At 73.7% G+C, this 18188-nt stretch carries 2 protein-coding genes (1 of these 2 only partly in view); both read right to left on the minus strand.

The annotated features are described in order from the left end of the window. Positions 1-17062 carry the 5' portion of an SDR family NAD(P)-dependent oxidoreductase gene (locus tag ACLHRZ_RS32270; protein ID WP_490422145.1) on the minus strand. The gene continues 2717 nt to the left of window position 1, outside the view, so the window shows 17062 of its 19779 coding nt (coding positions 1-17062); its start codon is at positions 17060-17062; its stop codon lies beyond the left edge, outside the window. Positions 17063-17283: 221 nt separating this feature from the next. Further along, positions 17284-18069: an alpha/beta fold hydrolase gene (locus ACLHRZ_RS32275; protein ID WP_490422147.1), complete on the minus strand. Its 786-nt coding sequence runs from the start codon at positions 18067-18069 to the stop codon at positions 17284-17286. Positions 18070-18188 lie beyond the last annotated feature (119 nt).

Genomic DNA, 18188 nt, shown 5'->3' on the forward strand with positions numbered 1-18188 from the left:
CGTTCGCCGGGCGGACGACCGTGTCCAGGCCGGCCGGGTCGGGGCTGCCGCTGCTGTGCGGGGCCGCCTGCCACCAGTACCGCTCGCGCTGGAAGGCGTAGGTCGGCAGGTCCGCTGCGCGGCCGCCCCGGACGGCGGGGCGCCAGTCGACGCGGACGCCGTGCACGTGGGCCTCGGCCAGGGAGGTGAGGATGCGGGCCGGGCCGCCGTCGTCGCGGCGCAGGGAGCCGATGACAGTCGCCTCGGCGTCCACGGCGGCGCTGGTGTCCTCGATGCCCATGGTGAGGACGGGGTGCGGGCTGCATTCGACGAAGACGTCATGTCCCTGCTGGAGCAGGGTGCGCAGCGATTCCTCCAGGCGGACGGTGCGGCGCAGGTTCTCGTACCAGTAGTGGGCGTCGAGGGGCGTGTCGTCGTCGAGCCAGTCGCCGTTCACCGTGGAGAAGAAGGGGGTACGGCGCTCGCCGGTCCCGAGACCGGCCAGGTCGTGCAGGAGGGTGTCGCGGATGCGCTCGACCTGGGCGGAGTGTGAGGCGTAGTCGACGGGGACCTTCTTGGCCCGGATGCCGTCCTGTTCGCACGCGGCGATCAGTTCGTCGAGAGCGCCGCTCTCGCCGGAGAGGACCACGGTGGAGGGGCCGTTGACGGCGGCGACGGAGATCCGCTCGCCCCACGGCTCGAGCCGTGCGACAAGGTCGTCGTGGGGCGCGGTCACCGAGACCATGGCGCCGTGGCCCGAGAGCCCGTCGGCGATGGCCCTGCTGCGGAGGGCGACCACCCGGGCCGCGTCCGCGAGCGAGAGGGCTCCGGCGACACAGGCCGCGGCGATCTCGCCCTGGGAGTGACCCAGTACCGCGGCCGGCTCGACTCCGTGGGCACGCCACACCTCGGCGAGGGCGACCATGACGGCCCACAGGACGGGCTGGGCCACGTCGGCCCGCTCCAGGCCGGGTGCGCCGTCGGCGCCGCGCAGGACCTCGTGCAGCGACCAGTCGACGTGCGGCGCCAGGGCGAGCTCGCATTCGGCGATGCGTTCGGCGAACTCCGGGAAGGAGTCGAGCAGTTCTGTGCCCATGCCGGCCCATTGCGAGCCCTGGCCGGGGAAGACGAGGACGACCTTGCGCTCGCGGCCGGTCGCACGGTGGCCGTGGACGATGCCGGGGGCCGGGATGCCGTCGGCGAGTGCGCCGAGTGCGGCCCGCAGCTCGCCGGGGTCCGTGCCGATGGCGACGGCCCGGTGTTCGAGCGTGGCGCGCCGGGTGGCCAGGGAGTGGGCGGTGTCGAGGGGCGCGGCCGGGTGGGCGTCGAGGTGTGCGAGGAGTGCCCGTGCCTGTCCGCGCAGGGCGGGTTCGCTGCGTGCGGAGAGCAGCCAGGGTACGGTCCGCGCGGGCGGTTCCGCTCCGGGCGCGGGTCCGGTGCCGGTGTCGGTGTCGGGGGCCTGTTCGAGGATGACGTGGACGTTGGTGCCGCTGATACCGAACGAGGACACCCCGGCCCGGCGGGGCCGTTCGATGTGCGGCCAGTCGGTGGTCTCGGTCAACAGGCCGACCGCGCCGGAGGACCAGTCCACATACGGGGTGGGGGCGTCGATGTGCAGGCTCTTGGGCAGTACGCCGTTGCGCATGGCCATCACCATCTTGATGACGCCTGCCACGCCGGCCGCCGCCTGCGTATGGCCGATGTTGGACTTCACCGAGCCGAGCAGCAGCGGGTGTTCGCGGTCCTGGCCGTAGGCGGCCAGGACCGCCTGGGCCTCGATCGGGTCACCCAGACGCGTTCCGGTGCCATGGGCCTCGACCACGTCGACATCGGCCGGGGTCAGACCGGCGTTCGCCAGGGCCTGGCGTATGACGCGTTGTTGGGAGGGTCCGTTGGGAGCCGTGAGGCCATTGCTCGCACCGTCCTGGTTGACGGCGGAGCCGCGCACGATGCCCAGGACCTGATGCCCGTTGCGCAGGGCGTCGGACAGCCGCTCGACGACGAGCAGCCCGGAGCCCTCGGAGAATCCGGTGCCGTCGGCGCCCGCGGCGAAGGGTTTGCAGCGGCCGTCGGGGGCCATGCCGCGCTGCCGGGAAAAGTCCACGACGATCACCGGGGAGGACATGACGGTCACACCCCCGGCGAGCGCCAGCGAGCATTCGCCCGAGCGCAGCGCCTGCACCGCCATGTGGAGGGCCACGAGCGAGGAGGAACATGCGGTGTCGACCGTGACGGCCGGGCCCTCCAGGCCCAGGGTGTAGGCGACGCGGCCGGAGACCACGCTGACCGCGTTGCCGTTGTTGACGTAGCCCGCCAGTTCGTCGGGCACGTCCGCGGCGCCGGTCATGTAGTCGCTGGAGGAGAGGCCGGCGAATACACCGGTGCTGCTGCCGCGCAGCGAGCGGGGGTCGATGCCTGCGCGTTCGAAGGCTTCCCAGGCGGTTTCCAGCAGCACGCGCTGCTGGGGGTCCATCATCAGGGCCTCGTTGGGGCTGATGCCGAAGAAGCCGGCGTCGAAATGGGCGGCGTCGTTGAGGTATCCGCCATCCAGGGTGCGGGAGGCGTCGGGGTGGTCGGGTACGGAGTCGTAGAGCCGGCCGAGGTCCCAGCCGCGGTCGGTCGGGAAACCGGCGATGGCGTCGGTGCCGGTGGCCAGCAGGGTCCACAGGTCCTCGGGCGACCGCACCCCGCCGGGATAGCGGCAGGCCATGCCGACGATCGCGATCGGCTCGCCGGAGGCTGCCGTGGCGGCCTCCGGGGTGGCCTCCGGGGCTTCCGCGTCGAAGAGTTCGCCGTCGAGGTGCTGCGCGAGGGCGGTCGGGGTCGGGTGGTCGAAGACCAGGGTGGCGGGCAGGCGCAGCCCGGTGGCGGTGGTGAGCCTGTTGCGCAGTTCGACGGCGGTGAGCGAGTCGAAGCCGAGGTCGCGGAAGGCACGGTCCGGATCGGGCAGATCCGCGCTGCTGCGTCCGAGCACGGCGGCGGCGCAGGTGGTGACGAGGTCGAGCAGCAGGGCGCGCCGTTCGGTGCCGGGCAGTACGGCCAGGCGGGCTCGCAGGTCGTCGGCGTCCGGGCCCGTGCCGGTCTCGACGGCGCGCCGGGCGGTGCCGCGGACCAGGGTCCGCAGCAAGGACGGGAGTTCGTCCGCCGTCCGGGAGCGCAGGGCGCCGCCGTCCAGCCGTACGGTGACGAGCTGCGCCCATGGTCCAGCGACGGCGGCGTCGTACAGGGCCAGTCCGTCCTCGTCGGACAGCGACAGCATGCCCGACTTCGCCGACCGTTGGCGGTCGGTGCCGGCGAGGTGCCCGGTCATGGTGCTGGTCCGGTCCCACAGGCTCCAGGCGATGGAGGTGGCGGGCAGGCCGTGGGCCCGGCGGTGCTGGGCGAGCCCGTCCAGGCAGGCGTTGGCCGCGGCGTAGTTGCCCTGGCCCGGTGCGCCGAAGACGCCTGCGGCGGAGGAGAACAGGACGAAGGCGGCCAGGTCGAGGTGTGTGGTCAGGTCGTGCAGGTGGCGTGCCGCGTCGGCCTTGGGACGCAGCACGGTCCGCAGGCGTTCCGGGGTCAGGGAGGCGAGCACGCCGTCGTCAAGGACGCCTGCGGCGTGCACGACCGCGGTCAGGGGGTGCTGTGCGGGGACGGATGCGAGGAGCCCGGCGACCGCCCGGCGGTCGGAGACGTCGCAGGCGGTCACGGTGACCCGGGCTCCCAGTGCGGCGAGTTCGTCGCACAGGGCCCGGGCGCCCGGGGCGTCGAGACCTCGGCGGCCGGTCAACAGCAGGTGGCGGACGCCGTGTTCGGCCACCAGGTGACGGGCGAGGAGCCCGCCCAGTTCTCCGGTGCCGCCGGTGATCAGCACGGTGCCCTCGGGATCGAGGGGGCGGGACACGGTCAGGACGATCTTGCCGATGTGGCGGGCCTGGGCCATGTGACGGAACGCGTCGCGGGCGTGGCGTACGTCCCAGGCGGTGACGGGCAGCAGGCGGAGCACTCCGTTCTCGAAGAGGGTCACCACCTCGGCCAGCATGCGGCCGATGCGCTCGGGTCCCGCCTCGGACAGTTCGAACGCCCGGTAGGTGACGCCCTGGTGGTCGCAGGCCACCTCCTCGGCGTCGCGGACGTCGGTCTTGCCCATGTCGATCAGGCGGCCGCCCGGTTGCAGCAGCCGCAGCGAGGCGTCGGTGAACTCTCCTGCGAGGGAGTTGAGGACGACGTCCATGCCCCGGCCGCCGGTGGCGGTGCGGAACCGCTCCTCGAAGTCGAGGGTGCGGGACGAGGCCAGCTGCCCGGCGGGCCATCCGTCGGCCTGCAGCCGTTCCAGCTTGGGCTCGCTGGCGGTGCCGTACACCTCCGCGCCCCAGTGGCGGGCGAGTTGGGCCGCGGCCATGCCGACGCCGCCGGCGGCGGCGTGCACTAGGAGGGTCTCCCCCGCGGTGAGGCCGGCCAAGTCGTGCAGCGCGTAGTAGGCGGTGAGGAAGACCACCGGGACCGAGGCGGCTTGGACGAAGGTCCAGTCCCGGGGCATGCGGACCAGTACGCGGTGGTCGGCGACGGCGAACGTGCCGAAACCGCCCTCGGCCATGCCCATGACGCGGTCGCCGACGCCGAGTCCGGGCACGTCCGGGCCGGTTGCGGTGACGATGCCGGCGACCTCGGAGCCGAGGCGGGGTGCGTGGCCGGGGTACATGCCCAGGGAGTTGAGGACATCGCGGAAGTTCAGTCCTGCGGCGCGCACGGCGATCCGTACCTTTCCAGGGCCGAGGGGTTCGGCCGCGTCGGGGCAGGGAGCGAGGACCAGGTTGTCCACCGTGCCCTTTTCCGGGATCTCCAGCCGCCACGGCGCGTCCGTGGTGGGGACGGGAAGAGCCGGGTCGGTGTGCGTGCGGAGGAGGCGGGGGGCGTACGCGATGCCCCGGCGCAGGGCCAGTTGGGGTTCTCCGGTGCCGAGCAGGGCGGGCAGGGCCTGCCAGGAGGCGGGGTCCGTGTCGAGGTCGGCGAGCACGATGCGGCCGGGGTTCTCGGACTGTGCCGAGCGTACGAGTCCCCACACGGCGGCACCGGGCAGGTCCCGGACATCGGACCAGGTGTCGGTGGCGACGGCTTCGCGGGTGACCACGAGCAGGCGCGTGCCGACGAGCCGGTCGTCGGCGAGCCACGCCTGGAGGGTCTCCAGGGTGCGGTCCAGGGTGGTGGCCGCGTCGTCGGCCGGTGCCGGGGGGAACAGCACGGCCACCGCGGGGGCGTCCGTGCCGTGCAGTCCGGCGCCGCCTGCGGCGAGGGCCGCGAGGAGCCGGTCGTCGGCGTTTCCGGTCAGGGCCCAGGGGGCGGGCCCTGCTGCGGGGGCCGCGGGCACAGCGGTCCAGCGGAGGTGGAACAGCGCGTCGCGGGCGGTCCGTTGCCCGGCCGTGAGGGCTCCGGCGGCGAGGGGCCTTACGGCCAGGGAGTCGACGGCGGCCACGGGCCTGCCGGTGTGGTCGGCCATCAGCACGGAGACGGCGCCGGGGCCGGCCGGTGAGAGGCGGACGCGCAGGGCGGTGGCCCCGGTGGCGTGGAGGGATACGCCCGTCCAGGAGAAGGGCAGTCCAATGCCGGCGCCCTCGTTGCTCAGCAGGCCCAGCCCGGAGGCGTGCAGCGAGGCGTCCAGCAGGGCGGGGTGCATGCCGAACCGGACGGCGTCCGGCAGCGCCTGTTCGGGCAGGGCCACGTCGGCGTAGACGTCCCGGCCCCGGCGCCAGGCGGCCCGTACGCCCTGGAACACGGGTCCGTACTCGTAGCCCTCCTCGCGCAGGGCGGCGTAGTGGCCGTCCGTGGGCAGGGCCTCGGCACCGCGCGGGGGCCAGGTGACGAGGTCCTCCGGTGCCGTGGCGGGGGCCGGGGCGGCCGGGGCGAGCAAGCCGGTGGCGTGCTCGGTCCAGGCCGCTGCGGAGTCGCCGGCGGCGGGGCGGGCGTGGACGGCCACCGGCCGGCTGCCGGAGTCGTCGGCGGCGCCGACCGTGATCTGCACGTGCACTTCGCCCCGTTCGGGGAGGGTGAGCGGTGCGTGCAGGGTGAGCTCCCCGACCCGGCCGCAGCCGAGTTCGTCCCCCGTCCTGATCGCGGCCTCCACGAGGGCGGCGCCGGGGACCAGGACGGTGCCGGAGACGGCGTGGTCGGCGAGCCACGGATGGGTCCTGAGCGACCAGCGGGCGGTGGCCACGAGACCGTCCCCGCGGGCGAGCTCCACGGCCGCTCCGAGCAGCGGGTGCTCCAGGGCGTCCAGGCCCGCCGAGGCCACGTCTCCGGCCGTCTGCGCGGGCCGGGGCCAGAACTGCTGCCGCTGGAAGGCGTATACGGGCAGTGCGACCCGGTGGGCGTCGGTTCCGGCGAAGAGGACGTCCCAGGCGATGCGGGCGCCGTGGTTGCGGAGCTCGGCGAGGGAGGCGAGGAACCGGCCGATGCCGCCCTCGTCGCGGCGCAGGGTGCCGGTGGCCAGGGCCGTGACGCCGGCGGCCTCGATGGTCTCCCGGATCCCGGGGGTGACGACCGGGTGCGGGCTGATCTCGGCGAAGATGCGGTGTCCGGCGTCCAGCAGGGTGCGGGTGGCCTGCTCGAACTCCACCGTGTGACGCAGGTTGCGGTACCAATAGGCGGCGTCGAGGGCGGTGGTGTCGATCGGTTCGCCCGTGACGGTCGAGCAGAAGGGGATGCGGGCCGGGCGTGGCGTGATGGGGGCCAGCGCGGTGAGCACCTGCTCTTCGATGAGCTCCACCTGGGCGGAGTGCGAGGCGTAGTCCACGGGGATCCGGCGGGCCCGGATCCCGTCCCGTTCGCATCCGGCGAGCAGTTCCGCGAGGGCGTCCGGAGCACCGGAGACGACCACGGAGCCGGGGCCGTTGACGGCGGCGACCGACATCCGTCCGTCCCAGGCACGGATGCGGTCGCGCACGGCCTGGACGGGCTGGGCGACCGAGACCATGCCACCGCGTCCGGACAGTGCGGTCAGGGCCTGGCTGCGCAGGGCGACCACCCGGGCCGCGTCGTCCAGCGAGAGGGCGCCGGCCACGCAGGCCGCGGCGATCTCGCCCTGCGAGTGGCCCATCACGGCGGCCGGTTCGATGCCATGGGCCCGCCACAGGGCCGCCAACGACACCATGACGGCGAACAGCACGGGCTGGACGACGTCGACCCGTTCCAGGTCCGGTGTGCCGGGTGCTCCGCGCAGGACGTCCAGCAGGGACCAGTCGGTGTACTGCGCCAGAGCGGCAGCGCACTCCCCCATGCGTTCGGCGAAGTCCGGCGAGATGTCGAGGAGTTCGCGTGCCATGCCGGTCCACTGTGAGCCCTGGCCGGGGAAGACGAAGACCGTGCTGCCGTCGCCCCCGGACGTGCCCTGCAGTACGCCGGGGGCGGCCTCGCCGCGGGCCAGTGCGTCCAGGCCGGCGAGGAACGCGTCGCGGTCCGCCGCGACGACGGCCGCACGGTGCTCCAGAGCTGCGCGGCCGGTCGCCAGCGAATAGGCGACGTCGTCGAGTCCGCCGTCGAAATCCCTGAGGTGCCCGGCCAGTCGGCGTGCCTGCTCGTGCAGGGCGTCCCGGCTCTTGGCCGACAGCATCCAGGGCAGGGCGTACGGACGTGCCGGTGCGAGCACCTCCCCCACCGGGGTCTCCGGAGGTGCCTGTTCGAGGATGACGTGGGCGTTGGTGCCGCTCATACCGAAGGAGGAGACGCCCGCGCGGTGCGGCCGACCGGTCGCGGGCCAGGCCGCCGGTTCGGTGAGCAGCTCCACCCGGCCCGTGCTCCAGTCCACGTGCGGGGTGGCGCCGTCGATGTGGAGGGTCTTGGGGATCAGACCGTGCTGCATGGCCAGCACCATCTTGATGATGCCGGCGACGCCGGCGGCTCCCTGGGCGTGGCCGATGTTGGACTTCACCGAGCCGAGCAGCAGCGGGTGTTCGCGGTCCTGACCGTAGGCGGCCAGGACCGCCTGGGCCTCGATGGGGTCGCCCAGGCGTGTTCCGGTGCCATGGGCCTCGACCACGTCGACATCGGCCGGGGTCAGGCCGGCGTCGGCCAGGGCCCTCCTGATCACCCGTTGCTGGGAGGGGCCGTTGGGGGCCGTAAGGCCGTTGGAGGCGCCGTCCTGGTTCATGGCACTTCCGCGGACGAGTGCCAGGACGCGGTGTCCCCGTCGGCGGGCGTCCGAGAGACGCTCCACCAGCAGCAGGCCGATGCCCTCGCTCCACCCGGCGCCGTCGGCCGCGGCGGCGAAGGGCTTGCACCGCCCGTCGGGTGCGAGGGCGCCCTGGCGGGAGAACTCGACGAACATCTCGGGGGTGGCGAACACCGTCACGCCGCCGGCCAGGGCGAGCGTGCATTCGCCACGGCGCAGCGACTGGGCGGCGAGGTGGAGGGCCACCAGGGACGACGAGCAGGCCGTGTCGATCGTGACGGCTGGCCCCTCGAGTCCGAGGGCGTACGAGACCCTGCCCGAGACGACGCTGGAGGCGTTGCCGGTCATGAGGTGGCCGGCAACGTCGTCCGCGGTACGGGCCAGGACCGTCTGGTACTCGTGGTAGGTGGCGCCGACGAACACTCCGGTGGCGCTGCCGCGCAGCGACTCCGGGTCGATCCCGGCGCGTTCGACGGTCTCCCAGGAGGTCTCCAGCAGGAGCCGCTGCTGCGGGTCCATGGCCAGGGCCTCGCGCGGAGAAATGCCGAAGAAGCCTGCATCGAACTCGGCCATGCCGGTGAGGAAGCCGCCTTCGCGTACGTAGCTGGTGCCCTGGTGACGGGGGTCGGGGTGGTGGATGCGGTCGGTGTCCCAGCCGCGGTCGGCCGGGAAGTCCCCGATGGCGTCCACGCCGTCCGCGACCAGGCGCCAGAAGTCCTCGGGCGACTGCACGCCGCCGGGGAGGCGGCAGGCCATGCCCACGATGGCGATGGGCTCGTCGTGAGCGGCGGCGACGGGTGCGAAGGCGTCGTCCTGCTCCTGCGCGCCCAGCATTTCGGCACGCAGGTGCGCAGCGACGGCGGAGACGGTGGGGTGGTCGAAGAGCAGCGTGGCGGGCAGCGGGACGCCCGTCACCGCGGCGAGCCGGCCGCGCAGTTCGACGGCCGTGAGCGAGTCGAAGCCGAGCTCGCGGAAGGGCCTGTCGTCCTCGACGGCGTCTGCGGAGTCGTACCCGAGCACGCGGGCCGTCTCCTGCTGGATCATGCCCGTCAGCAGGCGCTCCTGCCCGTCGGGCGTCAGGCCGGCGAACCGCTCCCTCAGCTGTGCCGCTCCGGGCAGTGCGTCCGTGACGGGGGTGGTGACAGGTGTGCGGGCGGGCACGCCCGCCGGCCAGAACCGCCGACGCTGGAAGGCGTAGGTGGGCAGGTCCGCGTGGCGGGCACCGGTCCCGGTGAAGAAGGCGTTCCAGTCGGCCTGCACTCCGACGGCGTGCAGGTGTGCCAGCGCGCCCACGGCCGCGGGCTCTTCGGGCCGGTTCCTGCGCAGCACGGGGACGAACACGGCCTCGTCGTCAGGTACGGACGCGCGGGCCATGGCCGACAGCACGCCGTCGGGGCCCAGTTCGACGAACCGGGTGGTGCCCTCGGTGTGCAGGGTGTGCACGACGTCGGCGAACCGGACGGTTTCGCGGGCGTGGCGGACCCAGTACCGGGGGGACCTAAGCTGCTCTGCGGTGGCCAGGGTGCCGGTGAGGCCGGAGACGACCGGGATGTCCGGTGCGTGGTAGGCGAGTCCTTCGAGCACGCTGCGGAACTCGTCCAGCACGGGGTCCATCAGCGGGGAGTGGAAGGCGTGCGAGACGCGCAGGGCGGTGGCCCTGCGGCCCTGTTCCCCGAAGCGGGCCCGGATCTCCTCCACCGCGTTCCTGTCGCCCGATATCACCACGGCCGAGGGGCCGTTGACCGCGGCCAGGGAGACCCGGTCGCCCAGGAGCGGCAGCACCTCGCCCTCGGCGGCCTGGAGCGCGAGCATGGCGCCGCCGGCCGGCAGGTCCTGCATGAGCCGCCCGCGGGCGGCGACCAGCGTGCAGGCGTCGTCGAGGGAGAGAACACCGGCCACATGCGCGGCCGTCACTTCGCCGATGGAGTGCCCGGCGAGGAAGTCCGGCCGCACGCCCCAGGAGCGCAGCAGCCGGAACAGCGCGACCTCGACGGCGAAGAGGGCGGCCTGCGTGTACTGCGTCTCCTCGAGCAGTGCGGCGTCGGTGCCCCACAGCACGTCGCGCAGAGGAAGCCCCAGCCGGTCCTCCAGGCTCGTGCACACGGTGTCGAAGGCTGCGGCGAAGGCCGGGAAACGGCCGTGGAGTTCGCGGCCCGTCCCGATGCGCTGGGATCCCTGTCCCGCGAACAGGAAGGCGGTCCTGCCCGGGCCGGCGGTGCCTTCGACCAGGCCGGTCGCGGCTTCTCCCGCGGACAGGGCGGCGAGCCCGCGCAGTGCGGAGTCCCGGTCGGCGGCGACGACGACGGCGCGGTGGGCGAATGCGGAGCGTTCGGTGGCCAGTGAGAACGCCACGTCCGTGGGCCGCAGTCCGGGGTCGTCCGTGAGGCGTGCGAGCAGTCGTGCTGCCTGCGCGCGCAGCGCCGCGCCGCTCTTGCCGGAGAGCGCCAACGGTGCCGTGCCCGTGGCCGGTTCGGCAGGCGGCTCGGTGTCGGCGGTTCCGGGCTGTTCGAGGATCACGTGTGCGTTGGTGCCGCTGATGCCGAAGGACGAGACGCCTGCGCGGCGCGGGCGGCCGGTCTCCGGCCAGGCCCTGTCCTCCGTCAGCAGTTCCACTGCTCCGGTGGACCAGTCCACGTGGGACGAGGGCACGTCGACGTGCAGCGTGCGGGGCAGCGTGCCGTGCCGCATGGCCATGACCATCTTGATGATGCCGGCAACGCCGGCCGCCGCCTGGGTGTGCCCGATGTTGGACTTCACCGAGCCCAGGAGCAACGGCCGGTCCTCCGGCCGGTCCTGGCCGTAGGTGGCGAGCAGGGCCTGTACCTCGATGGGGTCGCCCAGGGTGGTGCCCGTGCCGTGTGCCTCGACCGCGTCGACGTCCGCGGCCGACAGGCCGGCGCCGGCCAGGGCCTGGCGGATGACGCGCTGCTGGGAAGGGCCGTTGGGGGCGGTCAGGCCGTTGCTCGCGCCGTCCTGGTTGACGGCGCTGCCGCGGACGACGGCGAGCACGCGGTGCCCGTTGCGGCGGGCGTCCGACAGCCGTTCCAGGACCAGGACGCCCACGCCCTCGGCCCAGCCCACGCCGTCGGCCGCGTCGGCGAAGGACCGGCACCGGCCGTCGGGGGACAGCACCTGCTGACGGGCGGTCTCCACGAAGATGTCGGGGGTCGACATGACGACCACGCCGCCGGCCACGGCGAGCGAGCAGTCGCCCGACCGCAGGGCCTGCGCGGCCCAGTGCAGGGCCACCAGCGACGACGAGCACGCCGTGTCCACCGTGACAGCCGGCCCCTCGAAGCCGAAGGTGTAGGAGACCCGGCCCGAAGCGATGGCGGGTCCGGTGCCGTTGGCCCGGAAGCCCTCGAACTCGGCGCCGGTGAGCAGGCCGGCGTAGTCGCTGTAGGTGACTCCGGCGAAGACTCCGGTCCGGCTGCCGCGCAGCGCCGCCGGGTCCGTGCCGGCGTGCTCGAGCGCCTCCCACGTGGTCTCCAGCAGCAAGCGCTGCTGGGAGTCGGTGGCCAGTGCCTCCCGGGGGCTCATGCCGAAGAACTCGGGGTCGAACCAGGCCGCGTCGTGCAGGAATCCGCCGCCGGACGCATAGGTGGTGCCTTTGTGTGCGGGGTCCGGGTGGTAGAGGCCGTCCACGTCCCAGCCACGGTCGGCCGGGAAGCCGGAGACCGCGTCCACACCGTCCGACACCAGCCGCCACAGGTCGTCCGGGGAGGCCACGCCGCCGGGGTAGCGGCAAGCCATTCCCACGATCACCACGGGGTCGTCGGCCGCGCGGGACAGCGCGGCCACGGGGGCCGGGGCGGCGGTGCCGTCGCCGGACAGCTCGGCCAGCAGGTGGCGTGCCAGGGCGTCGGCGGACGGGTGGTCGAAGACTACCGTGGTGGGCAGCCGCAGCCCCGTCGTGGTGTTCAGGCGGTTGCGCAACTCGACTGCGGTCAGGGAGTCGAATCCGAGGTCGCGGAAGGCCCGGGCCGGATCCACGGTCTGCGCGGCCGCGTGCCCGAGCACCAGCGCGATCTGGGTGCGCACCAGGTCGAGCAACGTCTCGTGCCGCTCGTCGGGATCCAGGCCGGAGAGTTGCCGCAGCAGGCCGGAGGTGGTGCCGGAGTCACCGGCCGCGGTGCGCCGGGGGCGCATGCGGACCAGGCCGTGCAGCAGGGCGGGCACGTCGTCGTGGGTGCGCAGCGTCGCGAGGTCCAGGCGCACCGGCAGCACGACCGGGTCCGGGGCCGACAGCGCGGCGTCGAAGAGGGCGAGTCCTTGTGCCGCGGACAGCGGCGGCATGCCGGAACGGGTGAGGCGCCGGATGTCGGTCCCGGACAGGGCGCCGGTCATGCCGCCGTCCTGCGCCCAGGGGCCCCATGCCAACGAGACGGCCGGCAGGCCCTGTTCGCGGCGATGGCGGGCGAAGCCGTCGAGAAAGGCGTTCGCGGCGGCGTAGTTGCCCTGTCCGGGGCCGCCGAACACGCCGGATGCGGACGAGAACACGACGAAGGCGTCGAGCGCGAGCCCCCGGGTGGCCTGGTGCAGGTTCCAGGCTCCGTCGGCCTTGGGGCGCAGCACCGCCGAGGCGCGCTCGGGGGTCAGGGCGCCGATGACGCTGTCGTCCAGGATGCCTGCGGTGTGCACGACGGCCCGGACCTGATGCCGGGCCACCAGGGCCGTCACGACGTCGGCATCGGCCACGTCGCAGGCTTCGACGGTCACCCTGGCACCGTGTCCGGCCAGTTCGGCGGACAGTTCGTCGACGCCCCCGGCCGCCGGGCCACGGCGGCTCACGAGCAGCAGGTCCCGCACCCCGTGCCGCGTCACCAGATGCCGGGCGACGAGGCGGCCGAGGCCGCCGGTGCCGCCGGTGATCAGGACGGTGCCTTCGCCCGCCGTGAGGGGCGTGCGCTCGCCGGCCGTGACCCGCGTGAGCCGGGCGGCGAGCAGTTCGCCGCCCCGCACGAGCAGTTGCGGCTCGTCCGAAGCAGCAGCGCGCAACACGGCGGCGGCAGTGGCGGAGTCCTCGGCCTCGATGTCGACCAGGCCGAAGCGGCCCGGGTTCTCCGACTGTGCGGAGCGCACCAGGCCCTGTACGGCGGCGCCGGCCAGGGCCGTGCCCGAGACGGCGCCCCGGGTCACGAACACCAGGCGCGAGGCGGCGAACCGCTCGTCCGCCAGCCAGGACTGGATCAGGCCCAGCACGTGCGCCACTGCCGCGTGGGCCGCCTCGGCCACATCGCCCGGGGCGGGCTGTACGGGCACGAGCACCGCGGCCGGGACGTCCTGCGATGCCAGCGACTCCAGGTCGGGGTGCACCTCCGTGTCCGGGCCGGCCAGTCCGTCGGCGTCGGGGCCCACCACGGCCGGCGTCGCGGGAGCGCCGACGGCAGGCCGGACCGGGGTCCAGTCCACCCGGAAAAGCGCGTTGTGCGCGGTCCGGTGCTCCCGTTCGGGGATGCGCAGGGTCACGGTCGCGGCCGAGGCGACCGGGGTGCCCTCTTCGTCGGCGAGGGCCAGGGACACCGTGTCGTCGCCGTTGCGCACCAGCCGGACCCGTACCGTCGTCGCTCCGAAGGCATGCAGGGCGGCATCTCGCCAAGAGCAGGGTACGGCGTCCTCGGGGAGCCCTGTGAGCGTGGCGGCGCGCAACGCGGCGTCCAGCAGAGCCGGGTGCAGGCCGAAAGATGCCGCTTCGCCGTCGGCGGCTTCGGGCAGGGCGGTTTCGGCGAACACCTCGTCGCCGCGCCGCCATGCCGCCCGCTGACCCGGCGTGGGCGTCAGCGGCTCGGCGCCTTCCGGCGGCCACACCGTCGCGTCGAAGGGCACCTCTGCGGCGTCTGGGGCCAGCACGCCGCGGGCGTGTTCGGTCCACGGGGCGGTGGTGTCGTGGGCGGGTCGGGAGTGCACGGTCAGGGCGCGGCGCCCCGAGGCGTCCGGTGCGCCCACCCACATCTGGATCTGGACGGCGTCGTGCTCGGGCAGCATCAGCGGGGCGGCGAGCGTCAGTTCCGCCACTGCGCCGCAGCCCGTCTCGTCGCCGGCCCGGACCGCCAGGTCGAGCAGGGCCGTGCCCGGGAGCTCCGCCGGGCATCCGGCCGGGAAGTCGGCGAGCCACGGCTGTGACTGTGCCGACAGTCGGCCGGTGAGCAGGAGCCCCTCGGCGGCTGCCAGTTCCACGGCTCCGGAGAGCAGGGGATGGTCCGCGGCCCTGAGGCCGAACGCCTCCGCGTCCGTGGAGGCGGCAGCCGCCTCCAGCCAGTAGCGCCGACGCTGGAACGCATAGGTCGGCAGGCCGATGCGCCGGGCACCCGTGCCGGCCAGGAGCACCGGCCAGTCCACGGGCACACCACAGACGTGCAGGCGTGCCAAGGCGTCGAGGAACGTGCGCTCCTCGTCCCGGCCCCGGCGCAGCACGGGGACGAACACGGCCGTGTCGTCGTCCGATTCCCGCGCCAGGGAGGACAGCTCTCCGCCCGGTCCCAATTCGACGAAGCGGGTCACGCCCTGCGCGTGCAGGGTACGCATGCCGTCGGCGAAGCGGACCGTCTCGCGCACGTGGCGCACCCAGTAGTCCGCGGAGTCCAGCTGTCCGGCCGTGGCCGCTGCGCCGGTCAGGTTCGAGACCACCGGTATCGCCGGCTCGCCGAACGTGACGTTCTCGAGCACCGCACGGAAGTCCTCGAGCATGGGGTCCATCAGCGCCGAGTGGAAGGCGTGCGACACCTTCAGGCGCGTGGTCCGGCGCCCGCGGTCCGCGAAGTGGGCCTGCAGCCCGTCCACGGCCTCGGCGGGTCCGGAAATCACCACGGCCGAGGAGCCGTTGACCGCGGCGAGTGACATCTGGCCGCCCAGGAGCGGCAGCACCTCGTCCTCGGTGGCCTGCAGCGCGGCCATTGCTCCGCCCGCGGGGAGCGCCTGCATCAACCGGCCGCGGGAGGCCACCACGGCGCAGGCGTCGTCCAGCGAGAAGACCCCTGCCACGTGGGCGGCTGCCAGCTCGCCGACGGAGTGGCCGCCGATGAACTGCGGTGTCACGCCGAGGGTTTCCAGGAACCGGAAGAGGGCGACCTCGACGGCGAAGAGTGCCGGCTGGGCGAATTCCGTCCGGTTCAGCAGCTCTTCGTCGGTACCCCACAGCACCTCGCGCAGCGGGCGGTCCAGGTGCCGGTCCAGTCCTGCACAGACCGTGTCGAAGGCCTGCGCGAACGCGGGGTGCGCGGCGTACAGTTCCCGGCCCGTGCCGAGTCGCTGTGCGCCCTGGCCCGGGAAGAGGAGGGCGAGCGGCTCCTCGGCGGCCCGGCCCTCGGTGACCGAGGGCGAGGCGCTACCCCGGGCGAGGGCGCCCAGGGCATCCAGGAACTCCCGGCGGTCCGCCGCCACGACGACCGCGCGGTGTTCCATGAGGGATCGCGTGGTGGCCAGGGAGAGGGCAACGTCCTGCGGGGCGGCGCCGGGGCGGTCCCCGGCGTCGGCTGCCAGGCGCCCGGCTTGGGCCCGCAGGGCTTCTGTGCTCCTTCCGGACAGTACCCAGGGCAGGACGGCCGGATGAGCGTACGGGGCGGCTGCGTCCGCGGCGGGCTCGTCGTCGGGGGCCTGTTCGAGGACGACGTGGGCGTTGGTGCCGCTGACGCCGAACGAGGAGACCGCCGCGCGGCGGGGCTCGCCGCGGTCCGGCCACGGCTGATTCTCGGTGAGCAGCCGGACAGTGCCGGCGGACCAGTTCACATGCGGGGTGGGGGCGTCGATGTGCAGTGTCCCGGGCACGATGCCGTGCTGCATCGCGAGCACCGTCTTCATCACGCCGGCAACGCCCGAAGCGGCCTGGGTGTGGCCGATGTTCGACTTCATCGACCCGAGCAGCAGCGGTCGGCCGTCGGGGCGTCGGCTGCCGTAGGCGGCCAGCACGGCCTGTGCTTCGATCGGGTCGCCGAGACGGGTCCCCGTGCCGTGCGCCTCCAGGACGTCGATGTCGGCGGCGGACAACAGGGCGTCGGCCAGTGCCTGGCCGATCACCCGTTCCTGTGAGGGGCCGTTGGGTGCGGTCAGCCCGTTGCTCGCACCGTCCTGGTTGACGGCCGAGCCACGGATCACGGCCAACACGCGGTGGCCGCGTTGCCGGGCGTCCGACAGCCGCTCGACCAGCAGCAGTCCGACGCCCTCGCTCCAGGCGGTGCCGTCGGCCGCGGCGGCGAACGGCTTGCAGCGCCCGTCGGCGGCCAGGCCGCCCTGTCGACCGAACTCCGTGAACATCTGCGGGGTGGACATCACGGTCGCCCCGCCTGCCAGGGCCAGGGAGCACTCGCCGCGGCGCAACGACTGCACGGCGAGGTGGAGTGCGACGAGTGAGGAGGAGCAGGCGGTGTCGACGGTGACGGCCGGGCCTTCGAGGCCGAGCACGTAGGAGATACGCCCGGAGGCGACGCTGACGGTGTTGCCGGTGAGCAGGTGTCCGGCCACCTCGTCCTGGCGGCGCCGGGGGCCGGAGTCGTATCCGCCGTGGCCGGTGCCGACGAAGACGCCGGTCCGGGTGCCGTGCAGCGACTCCGGGTCGATTCCGGCGCGTTCGACGGTCTCCCAGGCGGTTTCCAGCAGCAGGCGCTGCTGGGGGTCCATCGCGAGTGCCTCGCGGGGGGAGATCCCGAAGAAGCCGGGGTCGAACTCGGCGGCGTCGTGCAGGAATCCGCTCTCACGGGAGCCGGTCAGGGTCCCCGGATCCCAGCCCCGGTCGGTGGGGAAGGGCGAGATCGCATCGACGCCGTCGTGGAGTACTGTCCACAGGTCTTCCGGTGAGCGGACGCCGCCCGGGTAGCGGCATCCCATGCCGACGACGGCAATGGGTTCCCGGTTCTTCTCGCTCACCTCACGGAGCTGTTCGCGCGTGTCATGAAGGTCTGCGACGGCCCGCTTCAGGTAGTCGCGGAGCTGCTCCTCGTTCGACATGAGGATGTCAACCTCTCGGAGTGAGTTGCCGGGGCCGTCAGTGTCAACGTGCCGGACTGCGATTTTCCGTAGCCTCCGCGGCGCCGGTCGTGCTCCGCGACGCCGCGTAGGACGGCCGGGTACGACGGATGACCCGTCGCCGGGGCCCGACTGCCGTGCGGGACAGCGGCCGGGCCCGGTTTCACGGCCGTGGAACTGCGGATCTCTTCAGAGCTTCAGGGCTACTGCCCGGAGGGCAGGGAGCGGAGCCAGTCCGCCATGATCGCCGCGGTCTTGGCGGAGTCCTCGCGGATCAGCGAGAGGTGGTCCGCCTCGACCGGCCGGATGTCCGCCGAGGCCACCAGCGGCTCCCTCGTGCCCTGCCGCTGCTCGATCGGCCTGGAGTCGGTGCCGAAAAGCGGCTTGCTGCACTGGACGAGCAGGACGGGGGCCGTCGTGGGCCGGACCTCCAGCTGGTTCAGCAGAACCATCCACCGGCCCATCGCCGAGAGCCGGGAGTTGGTCAGCCGCACCGGGGAGTCCCCGAGTGCTGCGAAGTTGAGCAGCATCAGCCCCGTGTAGTCGACACCCTCGTCGCTGTTGTGCTGGAAGCTCAGGGTGTCGAGCAGGACGACGCCTGCGGGCCTGATCCCCCACGTGTGCTCCAGCAGCCCGGCCGCCGCGTAGGCGAAGGAGCCGCCGGAGGAGTGGCCGACCAGGACGAACGGCTTGCCGTCGGCGGCCCGCAGTGCGCTCTCGGCGATCACGCGGGTGGCGACGTGGGGCGTGGCCGGCAGTCGCTCTCCCGCGGCGAAGCCGATGAGCGGCATGGCGGAGACCTCTCGCTCGCCACGGAAGTGGGCGGCGAGGCGGGAGTACTGGTGGATGCCGGCGTTGGCCGTGGGCGCGCTGACGCAGATGAGCCGCGGCTCGTGCGGGCCTTCGGCCAGCGTGGCGGTCCACGGCAGGTCCTCCAGCTCCGCCGTGTTCTCGAAGGTGGGGCGCAGGGCGGCGACGGTGGCCAGCATGCGCTGAGCCTCGGCGACCTTGCCGGCGTCGAGGGCTTCGGTGAACAGCCGTTCCAGCGAGTCGATTTCCTGCCGGCCGGAGGGCAGGGCGAGGGTGCCGGGGGCAGCGGATCCGGGGT

This window comes from Streptomyces sp. AM25, assembly GCF_058146165.1.

Coding starts and splice junctions, on each gene's coding strand:
- ACLHRZ_RS32275 (WP_490422147.1), bottom strand. CDS start 18,069: ATGCTGGCCACCGTCGCCGCCCTGCGCCCCACCTTCGAGAACACGGCG.